This window comes from Pseudarthrobacter sp. NPDC092202 (assembly GCF_044755505.1).
GTDB lineage: Bacteria > Actinomycetota > Actinomycetes > Actinomycetales > Micrococcaceae > Arthrobacter.
This window is the reverse complement of sequence record NZ_JBIVRG010000009.1, coordinates 98,863-122,348: the sequence shown is the minus strand read 5'-3', so window position 1 is coordinate 122,348 and position 23,486 is coordinate 98,863. Positions and strand designations below refer to the sequence as shown.

At 66.8% G+C, this 23,486-nt stretch carries 24 protein-coding genes; 9 read left to right on the top strand and 15 right to left on the bottom strand.

Going from position 1 to position 23,486, the window contains the following annotated elements:
- Positions 1-21 precede the first annotated feature (21 nt).
- Together ACIQF4_RS14490 and ACIQF4_RS14485 are read left to right on the top strand one after the other, a co-directional pair.
- Entirely contained in the window at positions 22-2,598 is a 2,577-nt protein-coding gene (locus tag ACIQF4_RS14490; RefSeq protein WP_400516334.1) for an ABC transporter, read from the top strand.
- Positions 2,599-2,770: 172 nt separating this feature from the next.
- Positions 2,771-3,433 carry a transglycosylase family protein gene (locus ACIQF4_RS14485; protein ID WP_400516336.1) on the top strand — a complete coding sequence of 221 codons (663 nt, stop codon included), beginning with the start codon at positions 2,771-2,773 and terminating at the stop codon, positions 3,431-3,433.
- Between the two features lie 160 nt (positions 3,434-3,593).
- On the opposite strand, the gene ACIQF4_RS14480 is transcribed toward ACIQF4_RS14485, so the two are convergent.
- Positions 3,594-4,181: a hypothetical protein gene (locus tag ACIQF4_RS14480; protein ID WP_400516337.1), complete on the bottom strand. Its 588-nt coding sequence runs from the start codon at positions 4,179-4,181 to the stop codon at positions 3,594-3,596.
- A 156-nt stretch (positions 4,182-4,337) separates the two neighbouring features.
- Here ACIQF4_RS14480 and ACIQF4_RS14475 point away from each other — a divergent pair, with 156 nt between their 5' ends.
- From ACIQF4_RS14475 to ACIQF4_RS14465, 3 genes are all read left to right on the top strand, one after another.
- Positions 4,338-5,258: an MSMEG_6728 family protein gene (locus ACIQF4_RS14475; RefSeq protein WP_350003937.1), complete on the top strand. Its 921-nt coding sequence runs from the start codon at positions 4,338-4,340 to the stop codon at positions 5,256-5,258.
- 3 nt (positions 5,259-5,261) lie between these two features.
- The gene (locus ACIQF4_RS14470; protein ID WP_400516338.1) at positions 5,262-6,122 is read left to right on the top strand and encodes an SDR family oxidoreductase; all 861 of its coding nucleotides are present in this window, start codon (positions 5,262-5,264) and stop codon (positions 6,120-6,122) included.
- 71 nt (positions 6,123-6,193) lie between these two features.
- Positions 6,194-6,589, top strand: a complete 396-nt coding sequence (locus tag ACIQF4_RS14465; protein WP_400516339.1) for a DUF1622 domain-containing protein — start codon at positions 6,194-6,196, stop codon at positions 6,587-6,589.
- Positions 6,590-6,624: 35 nt separating this feature from the next.
- On the opposite strand, the gene ACIQF4_RS14460 is transcribed toward ACIQF4_RS14465, so the two are convergent.
- The 9 genes from ACIQF4_RS14460 to ACIQF4_RS14420 all read right to left on the bottom strand — a co-directional run bounded on the left by ACIQF4_RS14460 (position 6,625) and on the right by ACIQF4_RS14420 (position 15,158).
- Entirely contained in the window at positions 6,625-7,677 is a 1,053-nt protein-coding gene (locus tag ACIQF4_RS14460) for a hypothetical protein (protein WP_400516340.1), read from the bottom strand.
- Positions 7,674-7,886 (bottom strand): hypothetical protein, encoded by a 213-nt coding sequence (locus tag ACIQF4_RS14455; RefSeq protein ID WP_350003941.1) that lies wholly within the window; start codon positions 7,884-7,886, stop codon positions 7,674-7,676. Before ACIQF4_RS14455 ends, ACIQF4_RS14460 begins: the two co-directional genes overlap by 4 nt.
- A complete protein-coding gene (locus tag ACIQF4_RS14450; RefSeq protein WP_350003942.1) occupies positions 7,886-8,224 on the bottom strand; it encodes a hypothetical protein in 339 nt (112 codons plus the stop codon). The genes ACIQF4_RS14455 and ACIQF4_RS14450 overlap by 1 nt, the downstream gene beginning before the upstream one ends.
- The gene (locus ACIQF4_RS14445; protein ID WP_400516341.1) at positions 8,221-9,999 is read right to left on the bottom strand and encodes a glycosyltransferase; all 1,779 of its coding nucleotides are present in this window, start codon (positions 9,997-9,999) and stop codon (positions 8,221-8,223) included. The genes ACIQF4_RS14450 and ACIQF4_RS14445 overlap by 4 nt, the downstream gene beginning before the upstream one ends.
- Positions 9,996-11,153: a polysaccharide biosynthesis protein gene (locus tag ACIQF4_RS14440; protein WP_400516342.1), complete on the bottom strand. Its 1,158-nt coding sequence runs from the start codon at positions 11,151-11,153 to the stop codon at positions 9,996-9,998. The genes ACIQF4_RS14445 and ACIQF4_RS14440 overlap by 4 nt, the downstream gene beginning before the upstream one ends.
- Before the next feature lie 122 nt (positions 11,154-11,275).
- Positions 11,276-12,088, bottom strand: a complete 813-nt coding sequence (locus ACIQF4_RS14435; RefSeq protein ID WP_400516343.1) for a glycosyltransferase — start codon at positions 12,086-12,088, stop codon at positions 11,276-11,278.
- 12 nt (positions 12,089-12,100) lie between these two features.
- Positions 12,101-13,192 carry a hypothetical protein gene (locus ACIQF4_RS14430; RefSeq protein ID WP_350003946.1) on the bottom strand — a complete coding sequence of 364 codons (1,092 nt, stop codon included), beginning with the start codon at positions 13,190-13,192 and terminating at the stop codon, positions 12,101-12,103.
- 116 nt (positions 13,193-13,308) lie between these two features.
- Positions 13,309-14,304 carry a glycosyltransferase family 2 protein gene (locus tag ACIQF4_RS14425; protein WP_400516344.1) on the bottom strand — a complete coding sequence of 332 codons (996 nt, stop codon included), beginning with the start codon at positions 14,302-14,304 and terminating at the stop codon, positions 13,309-13,311.
- A 2-nt stretch (positions 14,305-14,306) separates the two neighbouring features.
- Positions 14,307-15,158: a glycosyltransferase family 2 protein gene (locus ACIQF4_RS14420; protein ID WP_400516345.1), complete on the bottom strand. Its 852-nt coding sequence runs from the start codon at positions 15,156-15,158 to the stop codon at positions 14,307-14,309.
- A gap of 247 nt (positions 15,159-15,405) precedes the next feature.
- Here ACIQF4_RS14420 and ACIQF4_RS14415 point away from each other — a divergent pair, with 247 nt between their 5' ends.
- The gene (locus tag ACIQF4_RS14415) at positions 15,406-16,251 is read left to right on the top strand and encodes a YqjF family protein (RefSeq protein WP_400516346.1); all 846 of its coding nucleotides are present in this window, start codon (positions 15,406-15,408) and stop codon (positions 16,249-16,251) included.
- Here the strand turns inward: ACIQF4_RS14415 and ACIQF4_RS14410 are convergent.
- Positions 16,220-16,540: a hypothetical protein gene (locus tag ACIQF4_RS14410; RefSeq protein WP_350003950.1), complete on the bottom strand. Its 321-nt coding sequence runs from the start codon at positions 16,538-16,540 to the stop codon at positions 16,220-16,222. The genes ACIQF4_RS14415 and ACIQF4_RS14410 overlap by 32 nt on opposite strands.
- A 102-nt stretch (positions 16,541-16,642) precedes the next feature.
- On the opposite strand from ACIQF4_RS14410, the gene ACIQF4_RS14405 reads away from it, so the two are divergent.
- Positions 16,643-17,440, top strand: coding sequence for a ZIP family metal transporter (locus ACIQF4_RS14405; protein WP_350003951.1), 798 nt, complete (start codon positions 16,643-16,645; stop codon positions 17,438-17,440).
- A 16-nt stretch (positions 17,441-17,456) separates the two neighbouring features.
- On the opposite strand, the gene ACIQF4_RS14400 is transcribed toward ACIQF4_RS14405, so the two are convergent.
- Positions 17,457-19,856 (bottom strand): Tex family protein, encoded by a 2,400-nt coding sequence (locus ACIQF4_RS14400; protein ID WP_400516347.1) that lies wholly within the window; start codon positions 19,854-19,856, stop codon positions 17,457-17,459.
- Between the two features lie 156 nt (positions 19,857-20,012).
- Between ACIQF4_RS14400 and ACIQF4_RS14395 the strand changes: the two genes are divergently transcribed.
- Positions 20,013-20,309, top strand: a complete 297-nt coding sequence (locus tag ACIQF4_RS14395) for a hypothetical protein (RefSeq protein ID WP_350003953.1) — start codon at positions 20,013-20,015, stop codon at positions 20,307-20,309.
- Between the two features lie 218 nt (positions 20,310-20,527).
- Here the strand turns inward: ACIQF4_RS14395 and ACIQF4_RS14390 are convergent, their stop codons facing one another.
- The 3 genes from ACIQF4_RS14390 to ACIQF4_RS14380 all read right to left on the bottom strand — a co-directional run bounded on the left by ACIQF4_RS14390 (position 20,528) and on the right by ACIQF4_RS14380 (position 23,071).
- Complete coding sequence (locus ACIQF4_RS14390) at positions 20,528-21,598, bottom strand: alkene reductase (RefSeq protein ID WP_231457035.1); 1,071 nt, start codon at positions 21,596-21,598, stop codon at positions 20,528-20,530.
- A 124-nt stretch (positions 21,599-21,722) separates the two neighbouring features.
- A complete protein-coding gene (locus tag ACIQF4_RS14385) occupies positions 21,723-22,505 on the bottom strand; it encodes a hypothetical protein (protein ID WP_400516348.1) in 783 nt (260 codons plus the stop codon).
- Positions 22,506-22,648: 143 nt separating this feature from the next.
- Complete coding sequence (locus ACIQF4_RS14380; RefSeq protein WP_400579991.1) at positions 22,649-23,071, bottom strand: DUF6318 family protein; 423 nt, start codon at positions 23,069-23,071, stop codon at positions 22,649-22,651.
- Here ACIQF4_RS14380 and ACIQF4_RS14375 point away from each other — a divergent pair.
- On the top strand, positions 23,016-23,321 hold the full coding sequence (locus tag ACIQF4_RS14375; protein ID WP_400516418.1) for a hypothetical protein: 306 nt from the start codon (positions 23,016-23,018) through the stop codon (positions 23,319-23,321). The two genes, ACIQF4_RS14380 and ACIQF4_RS14375, sit on opposite strands and share 56 nt — an antisense overlap.
- Positions 23,322-23,486 lie beyond the last annotated feature (165 nt).

Sequence of the window (23,486 nt, the reverse complement as noted above, 5' to 3'; positions counted from 1 at the left end):
ATCACCACTAGAGTCGAACCAATGCAGAACGCTAAGCACGCTGATGACCTGCAGTACCCGTCTCCCGCCCCCGCCGCAGACGGTTTTGTCCGGGTCCGGGGTGCCCGCGAAAACAATCTCCGCAACGTGGATGTGGATGTCCCGCGCAATGCGATCGTGGCGTTCACCGGCGTCTCGGGGTCCGGCAAGTCCTCCCTGGCGTTCGGAACCATCTACGCGGAGGCCCAGCGGCGCTATTTCGAATCCGTCGCCCCGTATGCCCGCCGCCTGATCCAGCAGGGGCACAACCCGAAGGTGGAGCTGATCAGCGGGCTGCCGCCCGCCGTCGCGCTTCAACAGCGCCGCGGCGCCCCCAGCAGCCGGTCCACGGTGGGAACCGTCACCACGCTCTCCAACTCCCTCCGCATGCTGTTCTCCCGGGCGGGCACCTATCCGGCAGGCAGCACCCAGCTGGACTCGGACGCCTTCTCCCCCAACACAGCCGCGGGCGCCTGCCGGGAATGCCACGGCCTGGGCATCGCGCACACCGTCACGGAGTCCTCGCTGGTCCCGGACCCGTCACTGAGCATCCGCGACGGTGCCATCGCGGCCTGGCCGGGCGCCTGGCAGGGAAAGAACCTGCGGGACATCCTTACCCACCTGGGCTACGACGTCGACGTCCCGTGGCGCAGGCTGCCCAGGAAGCACCGGGACTGGATCCTCTTCACCGAGGAACAGCCCGTGGTGGAGGTGACCCCGCAGCGGGACCGCGTGGCCAAACCGTACAAGGGGAAGTTCTGGAGCGCCCGCAGCTATGTCCTCCATACGCTGGCCGATTCACAGAGCGCTTCCATGCGTGAACGCGTGCTGGCCTACATGGAGTCGGGTCCGTGCCCCCGCTGCTCGGGCACGGGGCTGGTGCCCGAGGCTCTGGCCGTCACCTTTGCCGGCAGGACCATCGCGGAACTCAACGGCCTCCCCATGGCGGAGCTCGCCGAGGTTGTCCGCCCCACCGCTGAACTGGACGACGCCGGCACGGCCTCCCGCACGCAGCTTTCCGGAGAGTCCAACGAGGTGGCGGTGGCCATCACCCGGGACCTGCTCCAGCGCATCACGGTGCTGCTGGACCTCGGGCTCGGCTACCTGGCGCTCGGCCGGGCCACCCCCACCCTCTCGCCGGGCGAGATGCAGCGGTTCAGGATCGCCACGCAGCTGCGGTCCGGCCTGTTCGGTGTGATCTATGTGCTGGATGAGCCGTCCGCCGGGCTCCACCCCGCCGACGCCGAGCCGCTGCTGGAGGTGCTGGCGCAGCTGAAGTCGTCCGGCAACTCGGTGTTCGTGGTGGAGCACAACATGGACGTGGTCCGCCGCGCGGACTGGCTGGTGGACGTGGGGCCGCGTGCCGGCGAAGGCGGCGGCGAGGTGCTTTACAGCGGGCCGGTTGACGGCCTCGCCGGAATTGAAGCGTCTGTCACCAGGCCTTTCCTTTTCGACGACGGCGGTTCCGTCCCGTCTGGCCGTTCCGGTACCGGCCGGGTGCGGGAACCGGAAGAGTGGCTGGAGCTGAAGGACATCACCCGGCACAACCTGCTCGGGCTGGATGCCGAGTTCCCCCTGGGCGTCCTGACGGCAGTCACCGGCGTGTCCGGCTCCGGCAAGTCCACCCTGGTGAGCAAAGTACTCGGCGAGGTGGTGGGCTCCGGCCTAAGGACCCCGGCTGAGCAGGATGAATCTGCGGAGCCGCTGGAACTGGGAGCCGTCCTGGGCCACCACCGCATTGACCGCCTGGTGACGGTGGACCAGAAGCCCATCGGCCGGACCCCGCGATCCAACCTGGCCACCTACACCGGCCTGTTCGACGCCGTGCGCAAGGAGTATGCCGCCACGGAGCAGGCCAGGGCCCGCGGCTTCGGCGCCGGCAGGTTCTCCTTCAACGTGGCGGGCGGACGCTGCGAAACCTGCCAGGGCGAGGGGTTCGTCGCCGTCGAACTGCTCTTCCTGCCCGGCAGCTACGGCCCCTGCCCGGAATGCGCCGGATCCCGCTACAACCCTGAAACGCTTGAGGTCCGGTACCACGGCCTGAACATCGCCGAAGTCCTGGCCATGACGGTGGACGCCGCCTCCGAGTTCCTGGCCACCATCCCCGCAGCGGCGAGGAGCCTCAAGAGCCTGCGGGATGTCGGCTTGGGTTATCTGCGGCTGGGGCAGCCGGCCACCGAGCTCTCGGGCGGCGAGGCGCAGCGGATCAAGCTGGCCACTGAGCTGCAACGGGCCCAGCGTGGCCACAGCCTCTACCTCTTGGATGAACCCACCACCGGGCTGCACCCTGCCGATGTCCAGCTCCTGATGGCCCAGCTCCACGGCCTGGTGGACGCGGGAAACTCCGTGGTGGTTGTTGAGCACGATATGGCAGTAGTCGCCGGCGCCGACTGGGTCATTGACCTCGGCCCGTCAGGAGGGGACAAAGGCGGCCTGATCGTGGCTACAGGGACGCCGGCCGCCGTCGCCCGTTCCACCCGGAGCCGCACCGCGCGGTACCTGGCCACCGCACTCGGACAGGAAACCACCAGCCAACGCCCAGAACAATCTCGATTTGATAACGGCAGCCCAATGTCTTAGCGTGAAAAGCATGCCCGCTGCTGGCGGGCCCATGAATGCCCGGTGCTGCCTTCACCACAACTGCCCAGCCGGCAGCCACCGAAGTTGACCTCTATTCGTCAGGGGCGGGCAGTGGCGCGATGATCTCCGGGGACGGAAGCAGCGCAGGTGGCCTTCGGGAGCATCACCCATCATGAAAAACACCAAATTCCGTACTGCCGCACGCCGCGGAGCCACCGTAGCCGCCATCTCCGCGGCTGGCCTGGCCCTCTCAGCCACGGCGGCCAACGCCACCACCAGCACCTCCACGTGGGATGCCCTGGCACAGTGCGAGAGCGGCGGCAACTGGTCCATCAACACCGGCAACGGCTACTCCGGGGGCCTGCAGTTCAGCCCCACCACCTGGGCTGCCTACGGCGGCACCGGTTCAGCCGCTGACGCAAGCCGCGAGCAGCAGATCGCCGTAGCCGAGCAGGTCCAGGCCTCGCAGGGCTGGGGCGCCTGGCCCTCCTGCTCGGCCCAGCTGGGCCTGAGCGGCGGCGGCAGCGGCGTTGCCCCGCAGTCCGTTCCGGTGCAGGCCGCACCCGTGCAGGCTGCCCCGGTCCAAGCTGCACCCGTACAGAGCGCCCCGGTCCAGCAAAGCGCGCCCGTCGCGCAGGCGCCTGTTGCGAAGCATGTTACCGCCGTGGCCCTGAGCGGCGAGACCTACACGCTGCAGGCCGGCGACACCCTGAGCAAGGTTGCCGAGAAGCTTGCCATTGAAGGCGGCTGGCAGCACCTTGCCGACGCCAACCTGGACACCATTGCGGATCCCAACCTCGTGTTCGCGGGACAGGTCATCCAGCTTCCGGCCTAGTGGCTGTTGAAGCTGCGCAGCAGCTGCCCGCAAGGGCACCAAAATCAGGTCGGCGATAGACAAATTCCGTTGACCAACTACGACGCCGGCACGCCCCCACAAGGGGATGCGCCGGCGTCGTTCTTTAATGGCTTTTCCAGGCCGCAGCCCGGGACGGACCCTACGCGGCGCCGGGCAGCTCCCGGACAATCCGCACCTTCCACGCCGAGTCATCGCTGGTGTCCAGCAGGGCGACGGTGCCGTGGGCCAGGTTGAGGGCGACCCGCTTGGCGGCGAGCAGCTCAAGGTAAAGGTGCTCGTTCATCCGGGCGGGGGTGTCGATCATGTATTTCACGGCATCGCGGACCTTGCGGTAGTTCGCGCTGTTTTCGCGGTGCTTGTGCAGTTCCAGGGCTGAGCGCTGCTTCAGCCGCGGCTCATGCCGGTTCAGCCAGGTGACGGCGGCGTGGACGGCAACCACGAGGGTGAGGGAAACGCCGTAGATCCACCAGCCGCTCGAGAGCAGGAACAGCGGCAGGTTTCCGATGGCCACGATGGCGATCACAATGCGGAGCGCGGCGATGCGGCGCATTGTCAGGGCGACCGCGGCCATGCCGTCGCGGAAGCGGTGCTGGTCCTTGCGGGCCGCGGCGGGATCAAGGGTGAACTCGTCGAGGACAAGGATGCCCTTTGCTTCCGGGCTCAGCATCTGCCCGTAGCGGGGCAGGGAGGGGGCGGTTGCGGTGGTTTTTTCAGGTGTTGATGTCATGAGGGAGCTTCCAAAACGCCGGGGTGGTTGCGGTGATCTTAGTGGGTTGGGAGCACCGGCGTATGCATAGGTCCACTATGTGAACATCCGGGCTTCGTCCATGTGGTCCGTGGCACTGCAATTGGCACATCCGCCGGGTGCCGTCAGACTGAAGGGATGCAAACCTTCCTCCCGTACCCTGATTTCCGGCAGAGCGCCGCTGCCCTGGACACCGCCAGGCTGGGCAAGCAGCGCGTTGAGGCACTGCAGACACTGCGTGCCCTGGTGATTCCCGGCTACGGCTGGCAGACGCACCCGGCCATCCGGATGTGGATGGGGTACGTGCCCGCACTCACCATGTACGGGCTGGCCATGGTTGACGAGTGGACCCAGCGCGGCCACCCGGACAACACCCGCGCCAACATCGCTGAGTTTGCGCCGCAGGCAGCCCACCCGGACTATGCGGCGAAGATCCCCATGCCGCCCTGGCTTGGGGACCCCGATTTCCACCTGAGCCACCGCTCAAAGCTGGTACGCAAGGAACCCAAGTTCTACACCCCGGTCTTCACCGATGCGATACCGGAGATGGACTACATCTGGCCCGAGCCCCGGCATGAGTTCCTGCCGCAGGAGCCTGAGGGTGACATCCTGTGGATCCTGAGGTCCCCGCACGACGACGTCGATCCCCAGTCGTTGGATACCGTGGCCCTTCCGCCGGTGAACGGGAGCCCCGCTGCCGCCGCTGATGCGTCCGGTGCGGACGCGGACTACTCCCCTGTTTTCGTCGACGACGGGTCCCGGCGCCCGTCCCGGCAGTCCCGCAAGGCACCGCCCAAGCAGCTTGTGAAGAAGCCCACGCGCAAGCGCCTGGCGCAGGAGGAAGCATTCTCCACCCTCCCGGGCAAGACTCCCGTTGCTGTCCCGTTCGAACACGGTGCGAAGTTTGCGGTGGGGCAGGTTGTCGGCCGGCCCATCACGCTGGAGGACGGCAGGTTCGGCAGGAACTTCACGGTCACGGAAATCATCGACCGTTCCGCCTTCACCTATCCGGCCCTCCTGCAGGACCCGCGCGTGTTCTTCCCGGTGGAGGCACCGTAACCCATGACTATCCTCCTAGCCGGCTGTGGTGACCTGGGGACCGAAGCGGGGCTGCGGTTCCACGCGCTGGGCCACCGCGTGGTGGGCTGGCGCCGCTCCCCCGCGAAGCTGCCGTCCGCCATCGAAGGTGTCGCAGCTGACCTCAGCGCGCCGGGACTGCCGCCGGTTCCCGCCGACACCACCGCCGTCGTTATAGCCGTTGCTGCCGATTCGCCCTCCGAGGAGGCCTACCGCGCGAGCTACGTGGACGGACTCACCAACGTCCTCGACGCCCTGGAACGGGACGGTGTACAGCCGGGCCGGGTGCTTTTCGTTTCCTCCACGGCTGTCTACGGCGACGCCGCAGGTGGTTGGGTGGACGAAGGCACGCCGGCTGCGCCCGGTGGATTTTCCGGACGCGTGCTGCTGGAAGCCGAGGAGCTCATCCAGGCCCGGTTCCGCGGCACCGCCACCACGGCCACGTCCCTCCGATTGGGCGGCATCTACGGCCCTGGCCGCACCCGCCTGATCGACCAGGTACGCAACGGTTCCGCCGTTATTCCGGAGGATGTCAGGTACACCAACCGCATCCACCGGGACGACGCTGCGGCTGCCATCGTCCATCTCGCCACGATGGCCTCCCGGCCCGAAGCAACCTATGTTGGCGTGGACAACGATCCCGCCGACCTTGGGACGGTGCTGCGCTTCCTCGCCGCGGAGATGGGGCTCGCCGAGCCCCCGGCAGGTGACGCAGGGCCGGCGCGGGGCGGCAACAAGCGCTGCGGCAACGGTCTCCTGCTCAGTACCGGCTTCGCGTTCACCTATCCAACATTCCGGGAAGGCTACCGGGCCGTCCTCGCCGGGACCGGGGTCCGCCACCCGTAGCTGCGGCGTGGCTGCGGGCGCCGGCATTAGGCTGGCTGACTGGACCCCGGTCGCAGAGGAAGGCGTGAACCATGGATTTTCGGCACATCATCGAGACTGTCGGAGAGTTCGTCGATTTTGCGGGAGTTGCCGTCATGGTGATCGGCGCGCTCATCTCCATCCCGCTGGCGCTCCGCGGGCACCAGCCACGCAACCTTCCCGCCGGCGCGGACAGGCTGAGCTTCTACCGCTCCTACCGGCAACTGCTGGGCCGGTCCATACTTCTGGGCCTGGAGCTGCTGGTTGCGGCCGACATCATCCGCACGGTTGCTGTGACCCCCACGTTCGAAAGCGTCGGGGTCCTGGCTATCATCGTGCTGATCCGGACGTTCCTCAGTTTCTCGCTTGAGCTGGAAATCACCGGGCGCTGGCCCTGGCAGAAGGAATCCACCAAGGCCGCCGAGCCAGCGGCGGCTTCTGCAGGCTGAGGACTCCCGTAGCACCGCTGCGCTGCCGGTGCGGCTCAACCGGCTTCCGGACGCCAGTACCGCAGCCCGCCGCTGGTAGCGCCGTCGCGGGCGACGTCCACCACGGCATACGGGAACGCCTGGCGGTCCGACTGGTCGGGTCCGCGGCCGCGGATGTCCGAACACCAGGTGCCGGTGTTCACGTACCGGGTTGAGCTGGCCTCGAGGGCCGATTCCACGGCCCGGTGGGTGTGGCCCGAAATGTACCAGGCAACCCCGGCGCCATGGGCTTCAAGGGTATGTGCCACTTTGGCCGCTGCAGCAGGGGCCTTTCCGCCCGCAGCACTTCGCCCAGCAGCTGCCAGCGCCATGCGGGCCGCAGCAGCCGGCAACGCCGACACGGTGCGGAACCGGGACAGGCGTGCCAGTTCCAGGACGGCCGCCCCGTCTAGACCGAGCCGAGACGATTCGGCCTGCAGGAGGTTGGCGTAAGCGGGCTCCCGTACGCGGCGTTCCGCCCGTTCGGACCCCAGGCAGGCCTGCGCAAGCGCCCCGGCACGGCGCAGGCGTGACCTTGACGGCTCAGCGATCCAGGCGGCGAGCGGTGGCAGGTCCAGTCCGTCGGTGCCGCTGACAGCAGCGCGGAGAACCTCGGGTATCCGGTGCAGCGCGTGATGCTGGTGCCCGTGCTCGGCCACGAGTACCCGCGGGACGTGCAGGAACCACGGGTGCACCTGGACCCGAGCCGGCTCTGCAGGTGACAGCATTGCCGCAAGGCGGGCGGCCACCGCGGGCCTCGCCAGCTCCACGTCGTGGTTGCCGCACACAAAATGCAGTTGCACCCCGTGCGCCGCACACGCCTCCAGCGCCTCGAACGTCCCGGGATGGCGGTTGCGGATGGCCTCGAGCCGGGCCACGCTTCCCTCCCCGCTGCACCCGACCAGTTCGAAGGTGTCACCGACGAACGCGACGTGCGGCAGCGGACCCGGGGCCGAGAGCACCTCACGCCGCAGGAACGCGGACAGCACCATGCCGGGGTGCCGCGCGTCGTCGTCCGTCACGCCCAGGTGGAGGTCGCTGAGGAACAGCCATCGCGCCGCGCCGCTCATACCAGGAGTCCCAGCAGGCGCGGAAGGAAGAGGATCAGGTATACCACCCAGCCGGCGGCAACCACCCGGGGGCTGATGGTCAGGCCGAGGAGCCTAGGGTGTACGGGCTGCCCGGTGTCCGGTTCCGGGCGCCGCACCTCAAGCGCCACGAGCGTGACAAGCAGTGCTGCGGCCGCGAGCAGGCCCACCAGGTCGATCAACAGGTCCATCAGCCTGCCGCCTCCTGCCGTGCCCGTGCCACGCACGCGAGGACAGTGATGGCGGCCATCGTCACGACGCACGCCTGCCAGGACCAGACAGCGAGGTAGAACATCGTCGTGGACACCGCCGTGAGCGTGGCGAGGCCCAGGGCCAGGACGAGCAGCGCGCCAAGCCCGGCGTCGGTCACCGGTGTGAGCCGCGCCAGCGCCTGCCCCGGGAGCAGTACAAGGACGGCCGCCGCCGTCACCGCCTGCAGCGGTGCCGGCAACCCAACCACCGTCACCAGCGCCAATGCCACGGCCGCGAGGCCGAGCACCAGGGTAAACCGGCTGACGCTGCCGCTCATGGCGCCACCCGGTAAGCGCGTGCGTCCGCGTTGCCGAACACGAACTCCACGCCGTCCTGCGCGCCCAGCCAATCCTCCAGCTCCGCGAAGCCGCGCTCAGTGGTGGTTCCTTGCACCACGAGGCTCGCCTCGGACGAGCGTGTGAGCAGCAGGACGGCACCGGCAGGATTGTGCCGGGCATAGTTGTAAACGAGGGGGCCACACACCGCCGGCGACAGGTCTGCCTGGCACAGTTCGTCGACGGTCCGGTACTTGTGCTCAAGGTAGGATTCGCTGCGCCATGGCGTCGGATGGGCGGCGGAGATGATTGCCGAGCCTGGCGGCGCGAGACGCTGGACAGCGGCGACGGCGACCATCTCGCCCTCAGTGAAGACATCATACTGGGCATTCCCAAAGCGTCCCGTCACGGTCAGCACGGCCAGCAGGGAGCAGGTCAGCGCAAGGCCCGTGGCACGGAGGACGGAAGGACGTGTGCCGCGATGCCTGGGAAGCAGGGCCGAACAGGCCTGCAATGCGATAAAGGGCAGCGCGAACAATGAGACACGGATGAGCATCTCCCCGCCGTACGCCTGCGCGGGAAAGAGCAGCAGCGGGCTGACGGCCAGGAGCACCACCCGAATGTCGAGCCGCCCCCTGCGCCAGTCCCGCAAGGCGCCCGCTGCAGCGAGCAGCCACAGCACAACGGTGAGGACCATCCGGACCTGGACCACAAACACATGCCCGGGGGTCCCGCCCACGCGGTCGACGACGTTCGCCTCGGCTGCTGCCAGCAGTCCTGCGTCCTCGAGTGGAGGGTGCCCCACGAGGTAGGCACTGGCGGGGTACACGAGCCAGAGCGACAGCACCACGGCGGTGATGAAGGGCAGGCGGCTGGGCCAGATCCGTCCGCTCAGGGTGAGGGCGATCATGGCGATCAAGAGCATGAAGGGTGTCAGCTGGTGGCTCGCGCAAATGACGGCCACGAGCAGGAGGACCACCGCGATTGCGCTTACCCGGTGGGCCTGCCGGGGTTCCGTGGGCGACCGCCCCCGCCACCATGACTCCAGTGCGGCGCGGTTGAAGCCGCGGAAGCCGGGCGCCCGCGCGGCCAAGGGCCCGACGAGCAGTGCAACGATGACGAGGTACAGGAAAAAGCCGAAGGCTTGGGGAGACAGATAGTCCTGGTCCTGCCAGTTGCCGAGGCAGAAGATCCACAGCGCAAGCCAGCGGCGCCGCGGATCGCGCGTCAGGTAGCGCGTCAGCACGCCCATGGCAGCGAGCCACAGGCCCATGTTGAGCACCGGTGCCCACAATGCCACGGTGGCGGGGTCAAGACCCGTCGCGCCGAGCACGGTCGCCAGGAGGGCGAAGAAGCCCGGCCAGTTGAAGTACGCGTCGATGTCCGGGTCGATGCCCTGGGTCCTTGAGAGGGCGTCGGCGATGCCGAGGTGGCGGAAGGCGACCTCCCCCCGCGGAATGTCCGTCACGAAGGCTGCGGTCCCGAAGAGCACCACCACGAGCACCGCGATGAGCCACAGCATGACCGGGCGGCGCGCCGGGCCTGCGGCATCCCCGCGGAGCGCGACGGCGAAGGAAACGTTGAGGAGCAGGATCCCCACCCAGAACGGGTAGGGCAGGACGGCGAGGAGCCCAAGGTCGCTGTTCACGGGCACGGCCACTGTGGAGGCGGCCCCCGCGGCAAGCGCCAGCGACCCGGCTCCCCCCACTGCGCACCACACGTCGCGGGGCTTCCAGCGCGCTTCGGTGCGTCTGGCCACATCGAGTGTGCTGGTCATCTCGCGTCCTGCTTCACTCGCCGGAGGACAACAAACAGCCGGATGCCGGCAGCCGCTGCACCGGTGGAGAGCACTACCAGCCACGCAAGGGCCATGGCGCTGGCCCCCCTCTCGGCCGCCACCAGCGCCGAAGCGCACAGGACGGTTCCGAGCGCCGCACCCACGATGATTGCCTCAGCGTAGCGGCCGCTGGCCCGGCACACGGCGTTGTAGGCCTGCAGCACCGCGTATGCCACCAGACCGGCCGCCAGGAGCCGGAGGGCGTCCGCTGACGAATCGGCGTAGCGCTCCCCCAGCAGGCCGAGCAGCGGGCGGGCAAAAACCACAAGGACGACGGCGGCGAGGCCTCCCACGGCGAGCGACCACCGGAGGCTCGCCCAGGTGGTGGCTACCAGGCGGTCAGGCTCCCGGACACCTTCGGAAAACTGGACGATGCCCATCAGCATGGGAGCGGTATAGGCAGCCCAAGCCATCATCCAGGCTGGATACCAGTAGGCGGCGGCCTCAGGCGACACCATGTGCGCGAGGAGGAGCGGCAGCACCAGGCCGGGGGCGCGTTCGGTGAGCGTAAGGATCTGGTTCGGCAGGCCCAGGGCCAGCAGTGAACGGCCGCGCGCCACACGCAGGGTCGGCCGCGGCCGGTAGCCCACCAGTCTTCGCAACTGGACGGCACCCACCACGCACGCCACGGTGGTCCCGAGGGTCCAGCAGGCCATCAGCACGTCGGCGGAGGCACCGTTCGCCCGCCAGGCCACCAGCCCTGCGGCTCCGAGTGCCACACCGCCGCCCAACGCATACCTCGAGGCCGCGCTGGCTCCGCGTCCCAACGCCACGAGCGCCTGGTCCAACACGATCACCATGGTGCCGGTAACGGCGGCAACAAGGAACGTCAGCCAGAAGAGCACCGACAGGGAGGCGGTGTCCGGCGTCACGGCCGCCTGCAGCACAAGGTAGCCGAGGGCCAGCCCGGTGCCGGCCACCCCCACGATGGCAAAGGCGGCGTCCAGCACCCGCGCAGGCGGCTCCCCCCGCCCCACTGAGACAATCACGGCCGACCCGGCACCGAGCACCGCGAGCTGGGTGCAGAGCATCACCGCCGAGACCGCGGCCATGGTGAGTCCAACCTCGCGGTCGGACGTAGCGCGCGCAGCCACGACCCAAAAGGCGAAGCCCGCGCCTGTCTGGGCGGCCTTTGCGACGACGAGGCCGAGGGAGCTGCGCAGGGCGGAGTGCCGGACGGTTGTCGCCTTCGTCTCAGCTGTCCCCCGCCCAGCCCTCACCGCGCGAGACCCCGCGCCAGGCCCGCGTAGTTGTACCAGCAGAAGGCAAGGTAGTAGCGCAGCCACCGGGGCTGGCCCGCGGCAAGGCTCAAGGCGCTGCCCCTGACTGCCGCGGCGGCGGGCAGCAGCGCCAGCCTCGCGCCGCGCCAGCCGTGTTTGCGGATCATCCTCCCCAGACCGGTTCCGTCCATCAGGAATTGGTCGAGCGCGAAGTCGAAGTTGTCTGCGGCGAAGCGGTGTTCCACCATCACCCGGTGCGACACGGCCGTGCGCAGGCCTGAGTCCCGCATCCGCCAGCGCAGCTCAATGTCCTCCCCGGACTTGAACGAGTCGTCGAACCCCACTCCCAGCATCAGTTCCCGGTCGACGATCGTGGCCACGAGCCCGAACCAGTTTCGGCTGCGCCCGGTGCGATGGTGGTGTGCCAGCGCCTGTCCCCAGTATCCCGGTCCGCCGACGCTTTCCAGCCCGGCCTGGAGGGCGTCATAGCCGCCCTCCACCAGCTCCGAGAGCAGGTCGGCTACCCCCGTGGGACCGAACACCACGTCGGAGTCGACGAGCAGGACCCACCGTGTGCTGCTGTTACGCACACCGAGTGTTCGAGCCCATGGAAGGCCACGGCCCTCGTCACTGACCACCCGGGCCCCGGCCGCACGGGCGATGGCGACCGTGGCGTCGGTAGAGCATCCGTCCACCACGATGATCTCGGCAACCCCCGACTGGCTGAGGGCCTCCAGGCAGCGCGGGAGCATCTGCTCCGCGTTTCGGGCAGGGACAACCGCGGTGACCTCGGCGGGACTGTGATCCACGGCGTCCACCCCCTAGGCCTGCTCGCCGAGGACTGAGGGCAGCAACTGTTCGAGATGCCGGACAATGTCGTCCGACGCTTCGTCTGCCGTGTAAGCGGCGGGCACCTGCAACAGATGGCAGGGCCGGCCGTCGAGCGCCTTGCTCAGCACGAGCCCTTTCGCCGCGAAGTGCTCGCGCCACGGGACCACGGAGGTGGCTGCCAGGCCGGTCACAACCCGCTGCGAAAAGCCGGCCATCTCGATGTGGAAGTTGCCGATCATCCGGTCCACCATCCAATCGCTGGTCCGTTCGAGAATCCGGGTCCGGCTGCCCTCGAAGCGCTCCACGTAGATGGCGGCCGCCAGAGGGGCCGTGGTGGTCACTTTCCGCCCGGGGAAAGCGGTCCCGGCATCCACCATGCGGTGCTCGGGTGACCATCGGCGGGAAAAGTCCGCAAGGCGTGGATAACGGATGACGAAGGGGTGCACGAGTGTGGTGAGCCGGCCGACGCTCTGCGAGAGCCGCGACGGGACGAGGGGCTTCCGGACTCCCTCGAACAGGTGCGGGTAGATGTCCCTGTGATGGGGTTTGATGAACATCGGCTTCGCGTAGCCAAGCAGGGTGGCATCCTCGGCGAGGAAGGCCCAGTCATCGCCCATGAAGGACCATCCCTCACGGCGCATCAATTTGGCGGCGGTGCTCGTTTTACCGGTCCCGCCGGCAGCGGGAAGCGCGATTGCGTGGCCCCGGTAGGCCATTGTGGCCGCATGGATCATGGCAGCTCCCCGGCCGATCATGGCAGCATCCAGGACAGGGACCACGGAGGTCAGCAGCTCGCCGGCCCCATGGATGCGCCACTGTTCTCCATCCCTCACCACCTGGACCCGGTCGGCATTAAAACGGACGCTGTTCTCGGTGTACGCAAGCTCGTGCTCGAGCAAACCCGCATCCGGCATCGACTCCGGCCGGTCGTCAACGACGATGTCGGCCGGCGGTTCAGCTTGGGTGGCGAAACAGGCCAGCATGCTCCGGAGCTGGTGTGCTGCCGGTGCATTGGCGTCTACGCGGATGGTGACGCGGCCGTGAATATCGAAGTGCAATGCCTTGGTCTGCGAGGTGCGCATTGTCGTCCCCTGTCTGGGTGTTGTCGGTCAGATGATGTGGACGGCGCCGGTGGTGTCGGTGGTGTCCATGATGGCGTCGCGGCGGCAGGTGGCGACCGGTGGACCGGTAGCGACGTTCACTGCACCTCCCGCCACGGACTGACCCCGGCCGGGACCGGCTGCTCCAGGGAACGCTTGGGAAAATCTGCAAGGTGGCGTCCGCGGAAATAGCCTGCGGACGTAAAGGCCACAACCGCCACCACGGCTGCCGCCCGGCCAAGGCCGCCAGGATCGCCACGGCCCCAGTCCCTGATCCCTGCAAGAACTGCCTTGGGAAGAATTCTGCGGACGTATCGGCGCTCCGGTCCCAAGGCCCGCTTGTGCCCTACAATCTGGCTTACTTGGGCTTTTGAAATACCTTCAGACCATGACCGTGAAAGCATGTAGCGGACCGTTCCCCTGTTTGCGGGCACATGGTGGCGGACCAGCGCGGCCGGCTCATAAACTATGCGGCTCCCGGGGGCCCCCATCTTGGAACGAATGCAGATCTCGGTTTCCTCACAGCCCAAGGGAACGGATCCCCGCCGGCCCAAGGAGAGGTTGAAGCCGCCCACCGTCCGTAGGACATCGAGCCGGAACGACATATTGGCTCCGATGACGTTCCTGACTTCGGTGGCAACCCGTGGCAGGCCCCGATGGCTGCAGCCAACGATCCAGTCCAGCTCTTCAGCGAAGTAGCCGGGACGGCCTGCCTCCCACAATGGTTCCACCCGGCCGCCCACTGCGAGCACGTCGGGATCGTCATAGAAGGTGATGAGGCGTTCCAGCCAGTCCGGCGCGGCCTCTGCGTCATCATCGAGAAAGGCAACGACGTCTGAGTCCGCCAGGTCCACGCCCGTGTTGCGTGCCCCGGAAAGTCCGCGGGGGCCGGTGTTCCTGACGACTATGACGTCATCAACGGTATTGGTCAACTGCTCGTAGAGTTCCTCGTTGTGGTCAATAACCACGAAGACTTCGTTGGGTGCGCAGGTCTGCAAGCGGAGGGAATCGAGGACGTCCAGCAACCACACCCAGCGTTCCGCCGTGTAGGCACAGATGATCACTGTGACCGTAGGAAACATAACGTGCGTCATGTTCAGGCCACGCTTTTTGCAGGAAGAACACTTGTGGGATCGGTGGGCGTTCGTGGGAAGCTCACGTTGGCATAGGCGTACTTCACGCGGCGCAGCGCCTCGGGGCGTGCGCCGGCTGTCGGGGCCTCCCAAAGGATGCATTCGTGGGCCATTGTCCCCAGCACCCGCCATCCGTCCCGGAAAGTCTGGAGGTTCGATACCCCTGAAATGCGGCCCAGTTCCAGGCTGGGGACCTCGGCGATCCGGAGGCCAGCCTTGGCGGCCCTGACAATCAGCTCCGTCTCGATTTCGAATCCGTCGGATTCCAGCTGCAGGACCTCCAGGCACTCCCGCCGGAAGGCGATGTAGCCATAGCAAAGGTCGGAGTAGTTGCTGTGCAGCACCGCGTTGGCCAGCCCGGTCAGCGCACGGTTGCCTGTACGCCGCAGCCACGTCAGGTCCTCCGATCCCCCTCCCGTGACGTAGCGGGAGCCCTTTACGAAGTCGTAGTCGTGCTGGAGGGGGGAAACGAACCAGCCGATTTCCCTCGGATCCATGCTTCCGTCAGCGTCCAACATGACGATGATGTCTCCGCTTGCTGCAGCAAATCCCGACCGCAGCGCGACCCCCTTGCCTTTGCGCAGCTCGTTCACCACCACAATGTCCTTGCGCAGGGCTTGGGCCACCCCAACCGTGTTGTCCGTGGAACGGCCGTCAACAATCACAACCTCGTCCACGTATAACGGCATGCGCCGAAGGACCCAAGGAATGTTTTGGGCCTCGTTCAGGGTGGGAATCACGACGCTGATGGACGCCCCGTCCGGCGCGGCTGTTGGCTTGGAAAACGAATTAGGGGGCTGGGTGGAAATAGACACATGCCTCACCACTTCACTACGCGTAGAGCACTTGGCCGATAGGACGCCCCCGTGAAGCGAGCATAGGGGCGGCCCTGCCCGGTAACACCAGTAGTGGGTACTCGCTTTTACGTCCTGTCCTACGTAGGAAATTTGGTGTTCCCCGGCCGGGGCTAGGGTGGAGGTGCAGCGACGGTGATCATAAGAACCGTGGTGATTTGTCCGGCGGTTTCAGCAAGAACCAGGTTGTGTGAAGGGATTATTGGGCATGGACCAACGCTCGAGCGCCGCGGCACTGTGGCCAGACCCGCCTGAACTGCCACTGCCGGTCATCATGGACCAGCGCTGGCTTGATGCGGTCTTCCTGCACTGGCGGATCCCGGAATCATCCGCTGCCCGGTTCATGCCGTCAGGGGTGGAGCCGGACGTTTTCGACGGCTCTTCCTGGATGGGACTCATCGGCTTCCGCATGAAAGGCGCCGGAATAGGCCGCGGCCCCGGAATTCCGTACCTGGGCAGCTTCAACGAGGTCAATGTGCGCCTCTACTCCCGGGAGCCGGACGGAACCAGGGGCGTGGTGTTCCTGAGCCTTGACGCGAACCGGCTTCCTGTTGTCCTCGCTGCCCGGCAGGCGGGCATACCCTATGTGTGGTCCCGCATCCGGTCGTGGGGAACAACACCGCCGGGGACACCGCCTGAAAGCATGGCCGGCGGCACCAGCGGCTATTCCGTCAGCCGCTTCCGGAAGGGCGCTGCCAGCCGCTTCAGCGTCATTCCCAATCCGGGATCGGTGGCCGATGACCCCCTGTCCCTGCACGTCACAGCACGGTTCGGCCTGCACAGCAGGTTCTATGGACGGACCATTTACATACCCAACACCCACGAACCCTGGGCATTACAGCACGCTGATGTCCACGAGCTTCAGGATGGCCTGATCAGCTCGGCGGGCATTGAGGTGGGCGGCCCGCCCGAATCGGTCCTCTACTCCCCCGGAGTGCGGACCCAGTTTGGCTGGCCGAGGCCGGTCACCGGCGCACTCGGGTTCCGGGGTCAAGGCCGGCAGCAGGGCCAGGGGCAGGACGTCAGGCGTCCTGCCAGCCCCGGCCTTCGCTGAACGTGGCCACGAGCGTTCCAACGCCGGCTTGAAGAGAGTTGGACGGATCAAAGTAGAGGGAACCCTCGGTGGCGCGGCTGTGGGTGAGCAACTGCTCAGCTTCAAGCTTCGCTTCCGGAACGGTGGCACCAATGATGCCGGTCCTGGCCGGGAGCTCCGTAGTGTGCACGGTCTCCGCGCCGGTCTCTGAGAGCGGGATGGTGGTGCCGGGGTTGATCTCATCATGGGGGAAGTCGAACCCGGCGTCTTCGGGTGCTGCAGGAATCGTGTACTCCAGGAAATACGTCATGGATCCACCTTTGCAGATAACCCCATGGTGCCGAAAGCCCACCCCTCCGGCGGGGCACCAGCACGTCTTCCCACGTCAACCGGACGCTCCTATACTTGCCGGATGATGATGTCGCTGTGGTTTGGCGTCATAGCATCCAGCGCTCTGGTTCTGGGTGCCGTCATCGGTGTCCGGTTCGAGCTTCCCAAGCGGCTGCTGGCCATGCTCCTGGCCTTCGCTGCCGGTTCACTGATCACCGCCCTGGCTTTCGAACTGTTCGAGGACGCTTACGAACGCGGCGGCATCATCCGTGCCGCTATCGGCCTGATGCTGGGTGCAGTGGTTTTTACTGTCCTGAGCGCTTTGCTGGACCGGTGGGCCCAGGCGGGAGACGCGAAACGGGCCAAGGCGGCGGACGAGTTCCAGGGCAGCGCCAAGCTCGACACTGATGCGGCGGCAAGCGACAAACGCCCCACGTCGGCGTCGACAGCCGGAGCGGCAGGCCTGGCCTTGCTGGCTGCCGTCACGCTCGACGGCGTCCCGGAAAACCTTGCCCTGGGAATCTCCTTGGGCGAAGGCACGGGCGGGCTGGCGTTGCTGGCCGCGATCTTTGTCTCCAACTTCCCTGAAGCGCTGGTGGGGTCCGCCTCGATGCGGAGCCAGGGCCGGTCGGCTTGGAGCATCATTGGCCTGTGGGTAACCTGCGCCGCCCTGCTGGTTATCGCCGTCGTTGTAGGTGCCGGGCCACTGTCCGGGACCGACCCGGAAGCGATCTCCATACCACTGGCCTTCGCCGCCGGGGCCGTGATCGCATCCTTGGCGGATACCCTGATGCCAGAAGCCTACGAACACGGCGGACCCGCCGTGGCCCTCAGCACCGCGGCGGGTTTCGTCCTGGCGTTCGTCCTGTCACTCGCCTAAACCTCGGAGAAGGCGGTTATTTGCCCAGGCCGGCTTTCCGCAGCGCCTCTGCCATTGCCGTATTGACCGGAGCTTCCTTTTTCGCGGGTGCCGGCGCCGAGGGACGGCCCGGCGATGGCGCGTTCCGCGCCGGCTTGCCGCCCTGTGCATTGCCGCGCTGGGCACTGCCGCCAGCGCGCCCGGATCCCGTCCTGCCGACGGCGGGATCGTCGTCGAGCCGCAGCGTCAGGGAGATCCTCTTCCGGTCCGGGTCCGCTTCCAACACCTTGACGCGGACCACCTGGCCGGACTTGACCACTTCCCGCGGATCGGAGACAAAGCGGCTGGCCATGGCGGACACGTGCACCAGCCCGTCCTGGTGGACGCCCACATCCACGAACGCGCCGAAGGCCGCAACGTTCGTCACGGTGCCCTCCAGGACCATTCCGGGTTTGAGGTCGGCAATCTTTTCGATCCCGTCGGTGAAGGCCGCGGCCGCAAACGCAGGGCGCGGGTCACGTCCCGGTTTGTCCAGCTCGGACAGGATGTCCTGCACCGTGGGCAGGCCGAAGACATCGTCCACGAATTCGCGGGGGTCCAGCGAGGAAGCCGGGGCCGATCCGGCAGCGGCCCGGATCTTCCGGGCAACCGAGTAGGACTCGGGGTGGACGCTGGAGGCATCCAGCGGTTCGGGCCCCCCGGTGATCCGGAGGAAGCCTGCGCACTGCTCGAACGCCTTAGCCCCCAGCCGCGGCACCTTCTTCAGGTCGGTGCGCTTGGCGAAAGGCCCGTGCTCGTTCCGGTACGCCACGATGTTTTCGCTGAGCAAGGGCCCGACGCCGGCAACGCGGCTGAGCAGCGCCGGCGAGGCGGTATTGACGTCCACGCCTACGGCGTTCACGCAGTCCTCCACCACCGCGTCCAGGCTGCGGTCCAGCTTCGAGGCTGTCACGTCGTGCTGGTATTGGCCCACGCCAATGGATTTGGGGTCGATCTTCACCAGCTCCGCGAGCGGGTCCTGGAGGCGGCGGGCGATGGACACAGCGCCGCGCAGCGACACGTCCATGCCTGGGAGTTCTGCCGCAGCCAGGGCCGAAGCGGAATATACGGATGCCCCTGCTTCGGAGACCACCAGCTTCTGCGGCTTGCGGTCCGCGTCCGGCAGCCGCTTGATCAGCTCGGCCGCGAGCTTGTCGGTTTCCCGGGACGCCGTGCCGTTTCCGATGGCCACGAGTTCAACGCTGTGCTGCCGGACCAGCCGGACCAGCGTGGCCAATGCTTCGTCCCACTTCCGTGCCGGAGCGTGTGGATAGACGGTGTCGGTGGCGACCACCTTGCCGGTGCCGTCCACCACGGCCACCTTGACGCCGGTCCGGAGCCCGGGGTCCAGCCCCAGGGTGGCCCGATTCCCTGCGGGGGCGGCCAAAAGGACGTCCCGCAGGTTCGCCGCGAAGACCCGTACGGCTTCGTCCTCGGCGGCGGCGAACATCCTGCCCCGAAGGTCGGCCGTGAGGCGGGACAACAGGCGCGAACGCCACGCCACCTGTGCGGTCTGGATCAGCCAGGCGTCGGCGGGACGTCCGCGGTCGGCGACCCCGAGGCACCTGGCCACCGCAGACTCGTAGCGCTTGCGGGCGGCGGTAAGGGCGTCGTCGTCCTTTGGATCCGCCTCCGCAAGGTCCAGCTCAAGGACGCCGTCCTTTTCCCCGCGCAGCAAAGCGAGCACCCGGTGGGACGGCATGCCCGCAGGGGCCTGGGCGAACTCGAAGTAGTCGGCGAACTTTTGGCCGTCGGTTTCCTTCCCCTTCTTCACCCGTGACACCAGGCGTCCCTGCGCCCACAGCCGCTCGCGCAGGTCGGCTGCCAGATCCGGGTCCTGGGCCACGCGCTCCACCAAAATGGAGCGGGCGCCGGCGAGCGCCGCTGCGGCGTCCGTGATGGCGTGTTCGGAGTTGAGGTATTTACCGGCTTCGCGCTCCGGGTCCAGGTCCGGCCGTTTCAGCAGGGTCTCGGCCAGCGGTTCAAGGCCGGCTTCCCGTGCAATCTGCGCTTTGGTTCGCCGCTTGGATTTGAACGGGAGGTAGATGTCCTCCAGCCGGGACTTGGTGTCCGCGGCAAGGATGGCCTTCTTCAGCTCCGGCGTCAGCTGGCCCTGCGCTTCAATCGCCTCCAGGACGGCCCGACGGCGGTCGGCAAGTTCGCGGAGGTAGCGCAGCCGTTCGTCGAGGTCGCGGAGCTGGGTGTCGTCCAGCGTCCCGGTGGCTTCCTTGCGGTACCGGGCGATGAACGGCACAGTAGATCCGCCGTCGAGCAGTTCAACCGCTGCCTTCACCTGCCAGGCTTTGACACCCAGCTCATTGGCAATCTGCGTGTAGATGGCCTCGTCCGGTTTCGGGGAGGCGGACGGGGCGGAAGGGGCCTGCGGCAGTTGAGTCACCAGAACATCTTGCCTTACCGGGTTGCGCGTCTCCACCGCCGGGCACGGGTACGCCCTGCCCGCGCCTGTTCCCGGCAAAGGTATTCCGCTGCCGCCGGCAAAGTGCTGTAGTGGAGGTGCCGTCACAGGCACCCATTGCTCGAGGAAGAGGCCACCATGAGGGAACTGCTTATCATTTTTCAGGAGGGGTTCGACGAGGCCAACATCACCGTGACGGTCAACGGGAAGCAGGCACGGCGGGACATTGGGGTCTCCACCAATCCGATCCTTGGCATCGCCAACGAGGTATCCGTGGAGCTGCCGGCGAAAGGCGCACAGGTGGGCGTGGAGGTCACAAACCGCGGCCTGAAGGCCATCACGAAGGTAAGCGGCAGGCCAAAAAGCGTCCTCGTTTCGATCGACGACGGCAGGCTGGTCATGAAGGAAGGAACCGGCAGGGAGGCCCTGCTGTAGCGGACGGAAACACCACAAAAAGGGCCCTAGTAAAAGTCCATTCGTTGGAGTACGATCTGATCACCGCCGGCATCCCTGAGGACCCGGCGGGCCACATCTTCAGAGTTTGGGCCGCAGGCCGTCGGATGGCCTTCGGCGCCCGCTGCCGGGACAGCACACCGCGCAGCCAACGACGGCGGCACCCAAGCCGGGTGCCGCCGTCGTCGTTAAGTGCCGTCCTAGTTCTGGTAGGCGGGGTAGTCCGTGTAGCCCTCCGCACCGTCCGCGTAGAACGTGGACGGATCCGGTTCGTTGAGGGGAAGGCTTTCCTTCCAGCGGCGGGCGAGGTCCGGGTTGGCGATGGCGGGGCGGCCCACCACTACGGCGTCGGCATGTCCGGCGTCCACCAGGGACGCTGCCTCGTCCCGGGTGGTGATGACGCCGAAGCCGGTGTTGACCAGGAAAGTCCCGCCGAAACGGGCCCGGAGGTCCTGGACCAGTTCACCCGTGGGCTCGTGGTGCAGGATGCTCAGGTAGGCGAGGTTGAGCGGTGCGATGCTGTCCACCAGTACTTCGTAGGTGGCGCGGACGTCAGCGGCGTCGGTTTCGGCGATGCCCTGCACGTTGTGCTCCGGGGAGATGCGGATGCCAACACGGTTGGCGCCCACGGCTGCCACCACGGCGTTGACGGTCTCGATGACGAACCGGGCCCGGTTCTCGGGCGAGCCGCCGTAGCTGTCGTCGCGCACGTTGGAGTTCGGAGCCAGGAACTCGTGCAGCAGGTATCCGTTGGCTGAGTGGAGCTCCACGCCGTCGAAGCCGGCCTCGATGGCATTCAGTGACGCGTTCACGAATTCCTGGATCACCATGGGGAGCTCGTCGGTGGTCAGTGCATGCGGCACCGGATAGGGCTGCTTCCCCTGCGGGGTGCGGACGATGCCGTCGATGGCAACCGCGCTGGGGGCCACCAGTTCAAGTCCGCCGGTGATGTCCGGGTGAGAGACGCGCCCGCCGTGCATGATCTGGGCGAACATCCGGCCGCCCTCGGCATGCACCGCGTCGGTGACCTTCTTCCAGCCGGCAACCTGTTCCTCGGTGACGATGCCCGGCTGGCCGGCGTAGGAGCGGCCGGCGGGGGTTGGAAACGTTCCTTCGCTGACGATGAGGCCGAGTGATGCGCGCTGGCGGTAGTGCTCTGCCACGAGCGGACCGGGAACCCCTGCCTCACCTGCGCGGAGCCTCGTCAGAGGTGCCATGACCAGGCGGTTCGGAAGCTCAAGTTCGCCGAGGTTGAGGGGGGAAAACAGCATGCGCGGTTCCTTTCGAAGGCTAAAGACTTACTGCCTTGGCCAACCGGCATGCACGTGCAACTATTCCGGTTGCGACGGGAATCACAGCCGACGGACGGCCAGCTTCCAAGTTATGGGGCGTCGTCTATCTTGCCGCCCCTGGGCAGCCCTGGCCCTGGGGGTTGGCATTGCAGTCGTCGGCGTAGTTGCGGGTCAATGAGCGCCACACACTGATGGTTTGGGGAGGGGCAGTGAACTGGCCTTGTCCAGGAATCGGCAGGGGTGGTCCGGCGTTGACCGAATAGGTTCCCTGGAACGTGGTTGTCAGCACCACCTGGAAGTCGCCCGTTGCTCCGTAGGCGTGGCTGGTCCGGGTTTTTTCGCCCCAGCGGTCCTGCGGCAGCGCGCCGCCCATGGAGGGCTGGGGACCGAACACGGTGCCGTCGCCGTAGTCCCACGTGTACTGGACCGGGGTGGCCACGATGTGCACCTGCTGCCCGAACATGGTGACGTCGAACTGCTGTTCGGCTGCCTCGGCGTAGAAGTTGGTTTCAGCGCCCCGCAATGTGTGCGGACTGGGCTGGGCCACGACCGTTCCAGCGTTGACCGGAAGGCTTTGGAACTCCCGCTGGATGTCGGCTGCGATCCTGGGCAGCAAGTCCTCAGGCCTGGCGTCGAAAAGGCAGGTGGGGCCGGAATGGTGAGCCCACACGGCGCCGGGTACACCTCGAGGCCTCGACAGCCAGGTGACCGGAATTCCTTCCTCACCGTCGGGCCCGTCCTTGCACTCCAACTGCCGGGCTAGGCAAGGAGTATCGAAGTCGCCCCCACCGAGGTGGCACTGGAGTTCGTACTTGTACTCGTTGGGGTCGGTATATGGGAGGGCGGGATCAGCTCGTACGAAATCGTTGACCTCAGCGTCCCACATGTATCCATTAAATTGCAGACCGGGGTTCCATTCCCCACCGAACTCAGGATCACTGTCGCCTTCCGCACGCAATGGGTAGGCAGGGAGAGCAATCAAGACGGCTGCTACGAGAATGGCCCGGAGCAGACGATGGCCGATCACCGCTAGCCAACTATGCTTCCGAGCTCAACCACTGACCACGCGCCGCTGGTGTAATTGAGGACAAGCAGATTGCCTTGATCAGGCATCTGTGGGTCTGTTCGAGCGGTGGTTCCATCGGCCCGTATGTACGACAATGGCTCCTGCCGAACCTGCACAGCGACTTTGTAGTTGCCCGCCTGGTCCTTATTAAAAGTTGTGTCCGCGACAGGCGTCGAGAGTTTTCCGCCTACAAGCCATCGTCCTTCCGAGTTCCAGTTGATAATCACTTCTTTGACTTTTTGGCAGGCCATACATGTCGGTGGCTCGATGCTTTCAAAAGCAGCGATGTCCCCTGTTTCATAGGAGTAACTCAGCACACTAAACCAATACTTGGCGAATGCCTCCGCTCCCTCCTTCGTCTCCGTCTTCGCCACCTCGGGCAGCACGGGGACGGGGACGTTTTGGGCGGGGCCGGAGGCGTCGGCCGGCTTGTACACGGCGCTGGGGGTGGGCGTCGGGGTGGCCGATGCGCTGGGGGTGGCCGGTCCCGTGGACGTAGGGGTGGCAGTCCCGGGGTCCGCCGGCGCTCCGCCCGCGCATCCGGCCAGCAGCAGCGTCGCAGCAACAACAGCGCCCGCAGCAGCTGAGCGCATTCCCCAAGGCGTAGAGACGTGGATTGATGTCATGGGCCGCTAATCCCCCAGTAGTTTCAAGACGGCTAACTCCGGACAGTGAGTTAAGGGTAGCCCAGGTCACATTTCGGCGATAAGACTTATCCACAGCTTCCGCCAAAGGTTTATCACCACGGAGACAGTAAAAGAAGTCATAAGAAAAGCCGGCGCATGAATGCGCCGGCTTCCC

What these genes read in the sequence shown, in the direction of transcription:
- ACIQF4_RS14490 (WP_400516334.1), top strand. Translation starts at nt 22, where the DNA reads ATGCAGAACGCTAAGCACGCTGATGACCTGCAGTACCCGTCTCCCGCC.
- ACIQF4_RS14485 (WP_400516336.1), top strand. Translation starts at nt 2,771, where the DNA reads ATGAAAAACACCAAATTCCGTACTGCCGCACGCCGCGGAGCCACCGTA.
- ACIQF4_RS14480 (WP_400516337.1), bottom strand. Translation starts at nt 4,181, where the DNA reads ATGACATCAACACCTGAAAAAACCACCGCAACCGCCCCCTCCCTGCCC.
- ACIQF4_RS14475 (WP_350003937.1), top strand. Translation starts at nt 4,338, where the DNA reads ATGCAAACCTTCCTCCCGTACCCTGATTTCCGGCAGAGCGCCGCTGCC.
- ACIQF4_RS14470 (WP_400516338.1), top strand. Translation starts at nt 5,262, where the DNA reads ATGACTATCCTCCTAGCCGGCTGTGGTGACCTGGGGACCGAAGCGGGG.
- ACIQF4_RS14465 (WP_400516339.1), top strand. Translation starts at nt 6,194, where the DNA reads ATGGATTTTCGGCACATCATCGAGACTGTCGGAGAGTTCGTCGATTTT.
- ACIQF4_RS14460 (WP_400516340.1), bottom strand. Translation starts at nt 7,677, where the DNA reads ATGAGCGGCGCGGCGCGATGGCTGTTCCTCAGCGACCTCCACCTGGGC.
- ACIQF4_RS14455 (WP_350003941.1), bottom strand. Translation starts at nt 7,886, where the DNA reads ATGGACCTGTTGATCGACCTGGTGGGCCTGCTCGCGGCCGCAGCACTG.
- ACIQF4_RS14450 (WP_350003942.1), bottom strand. Translation starts at nt 8,224, where the DNA reads ATGAGCGGCAGCGTCAGCCGGTTTACCCTGGTGCTCGGCCTCGCGGCC.
- ACIQF4_RS14445 (WP_400516341.1), bottom strand. Translation starts at nt 9,999, where the DNA reads ATGACCAGCACACTCGATGTGGCCAGACGCACCGAAGCGCGCTGGAAG.
- ACIQF4_RS14430 (WP_350003946.1), bottom strand. Translation starts at nt 13,192, where the DNA reads ATGCGCACCTCGCAGACCAAGGCATTGCACTTCGATATTCACGGCCGC.
- ACIQF4_RS14425 (WP_400516344.1), bottom strand. Translation starts at nt 14,304, where the DNA reads ATGACGCACGTTATGTTTCCTACGGTCACAGTGATCATCTGTGCCTAC.
- ACIQF4_RS14415 (WP_400516346.1), top strand. Translation starts at nt 15,406, where the DNA reads ATGGACCAACGCTCGAGCGCCGCGGCACTGTGGCCAGACCCGCCTGAA.
- ACIQF4_RS14410 (WP_350003950.1), bottom strand. Translation starts at nt 16,540, where the DNA reads ATGACGTATTTCCTGGAGTACACGATTCCTGCAGCACCCGAAGACGCC.
- ACIQF4_RS14405 (WP_350003951.1), top strand. Translation starts at nt 16,643, where the DNA reads ATGATGATGTCGCTGTGGTTTGGCGTCATAGCATCCAGCGCTCTGGTT.
- ACIQF4_RS14395 (WP_350003953.1), top strand. Translation starts at nt 20,013, where the DNA reads ATGAGGGAACTGCTTATCATTTTTCAGGAGGGGTTCGACGAGGCCAAC.
- ACIQF4_RS14390 (WP_231457035.1), bottom strand. Translation starts at nt 21,598, where the DNA reads ATGCTGTTTTCCCCCCTCAACCTCGGCGAACTTGAGCTTCCGAACCGC.
- ACIQF4_RS14385 (WP_400516348.1), bottom strand. Translation starts at nt 22,505, where the DNA reads ATGTGGGACGCTGAGGTCAACGATTTCGTACGAGCTGATCCCGCCCTC.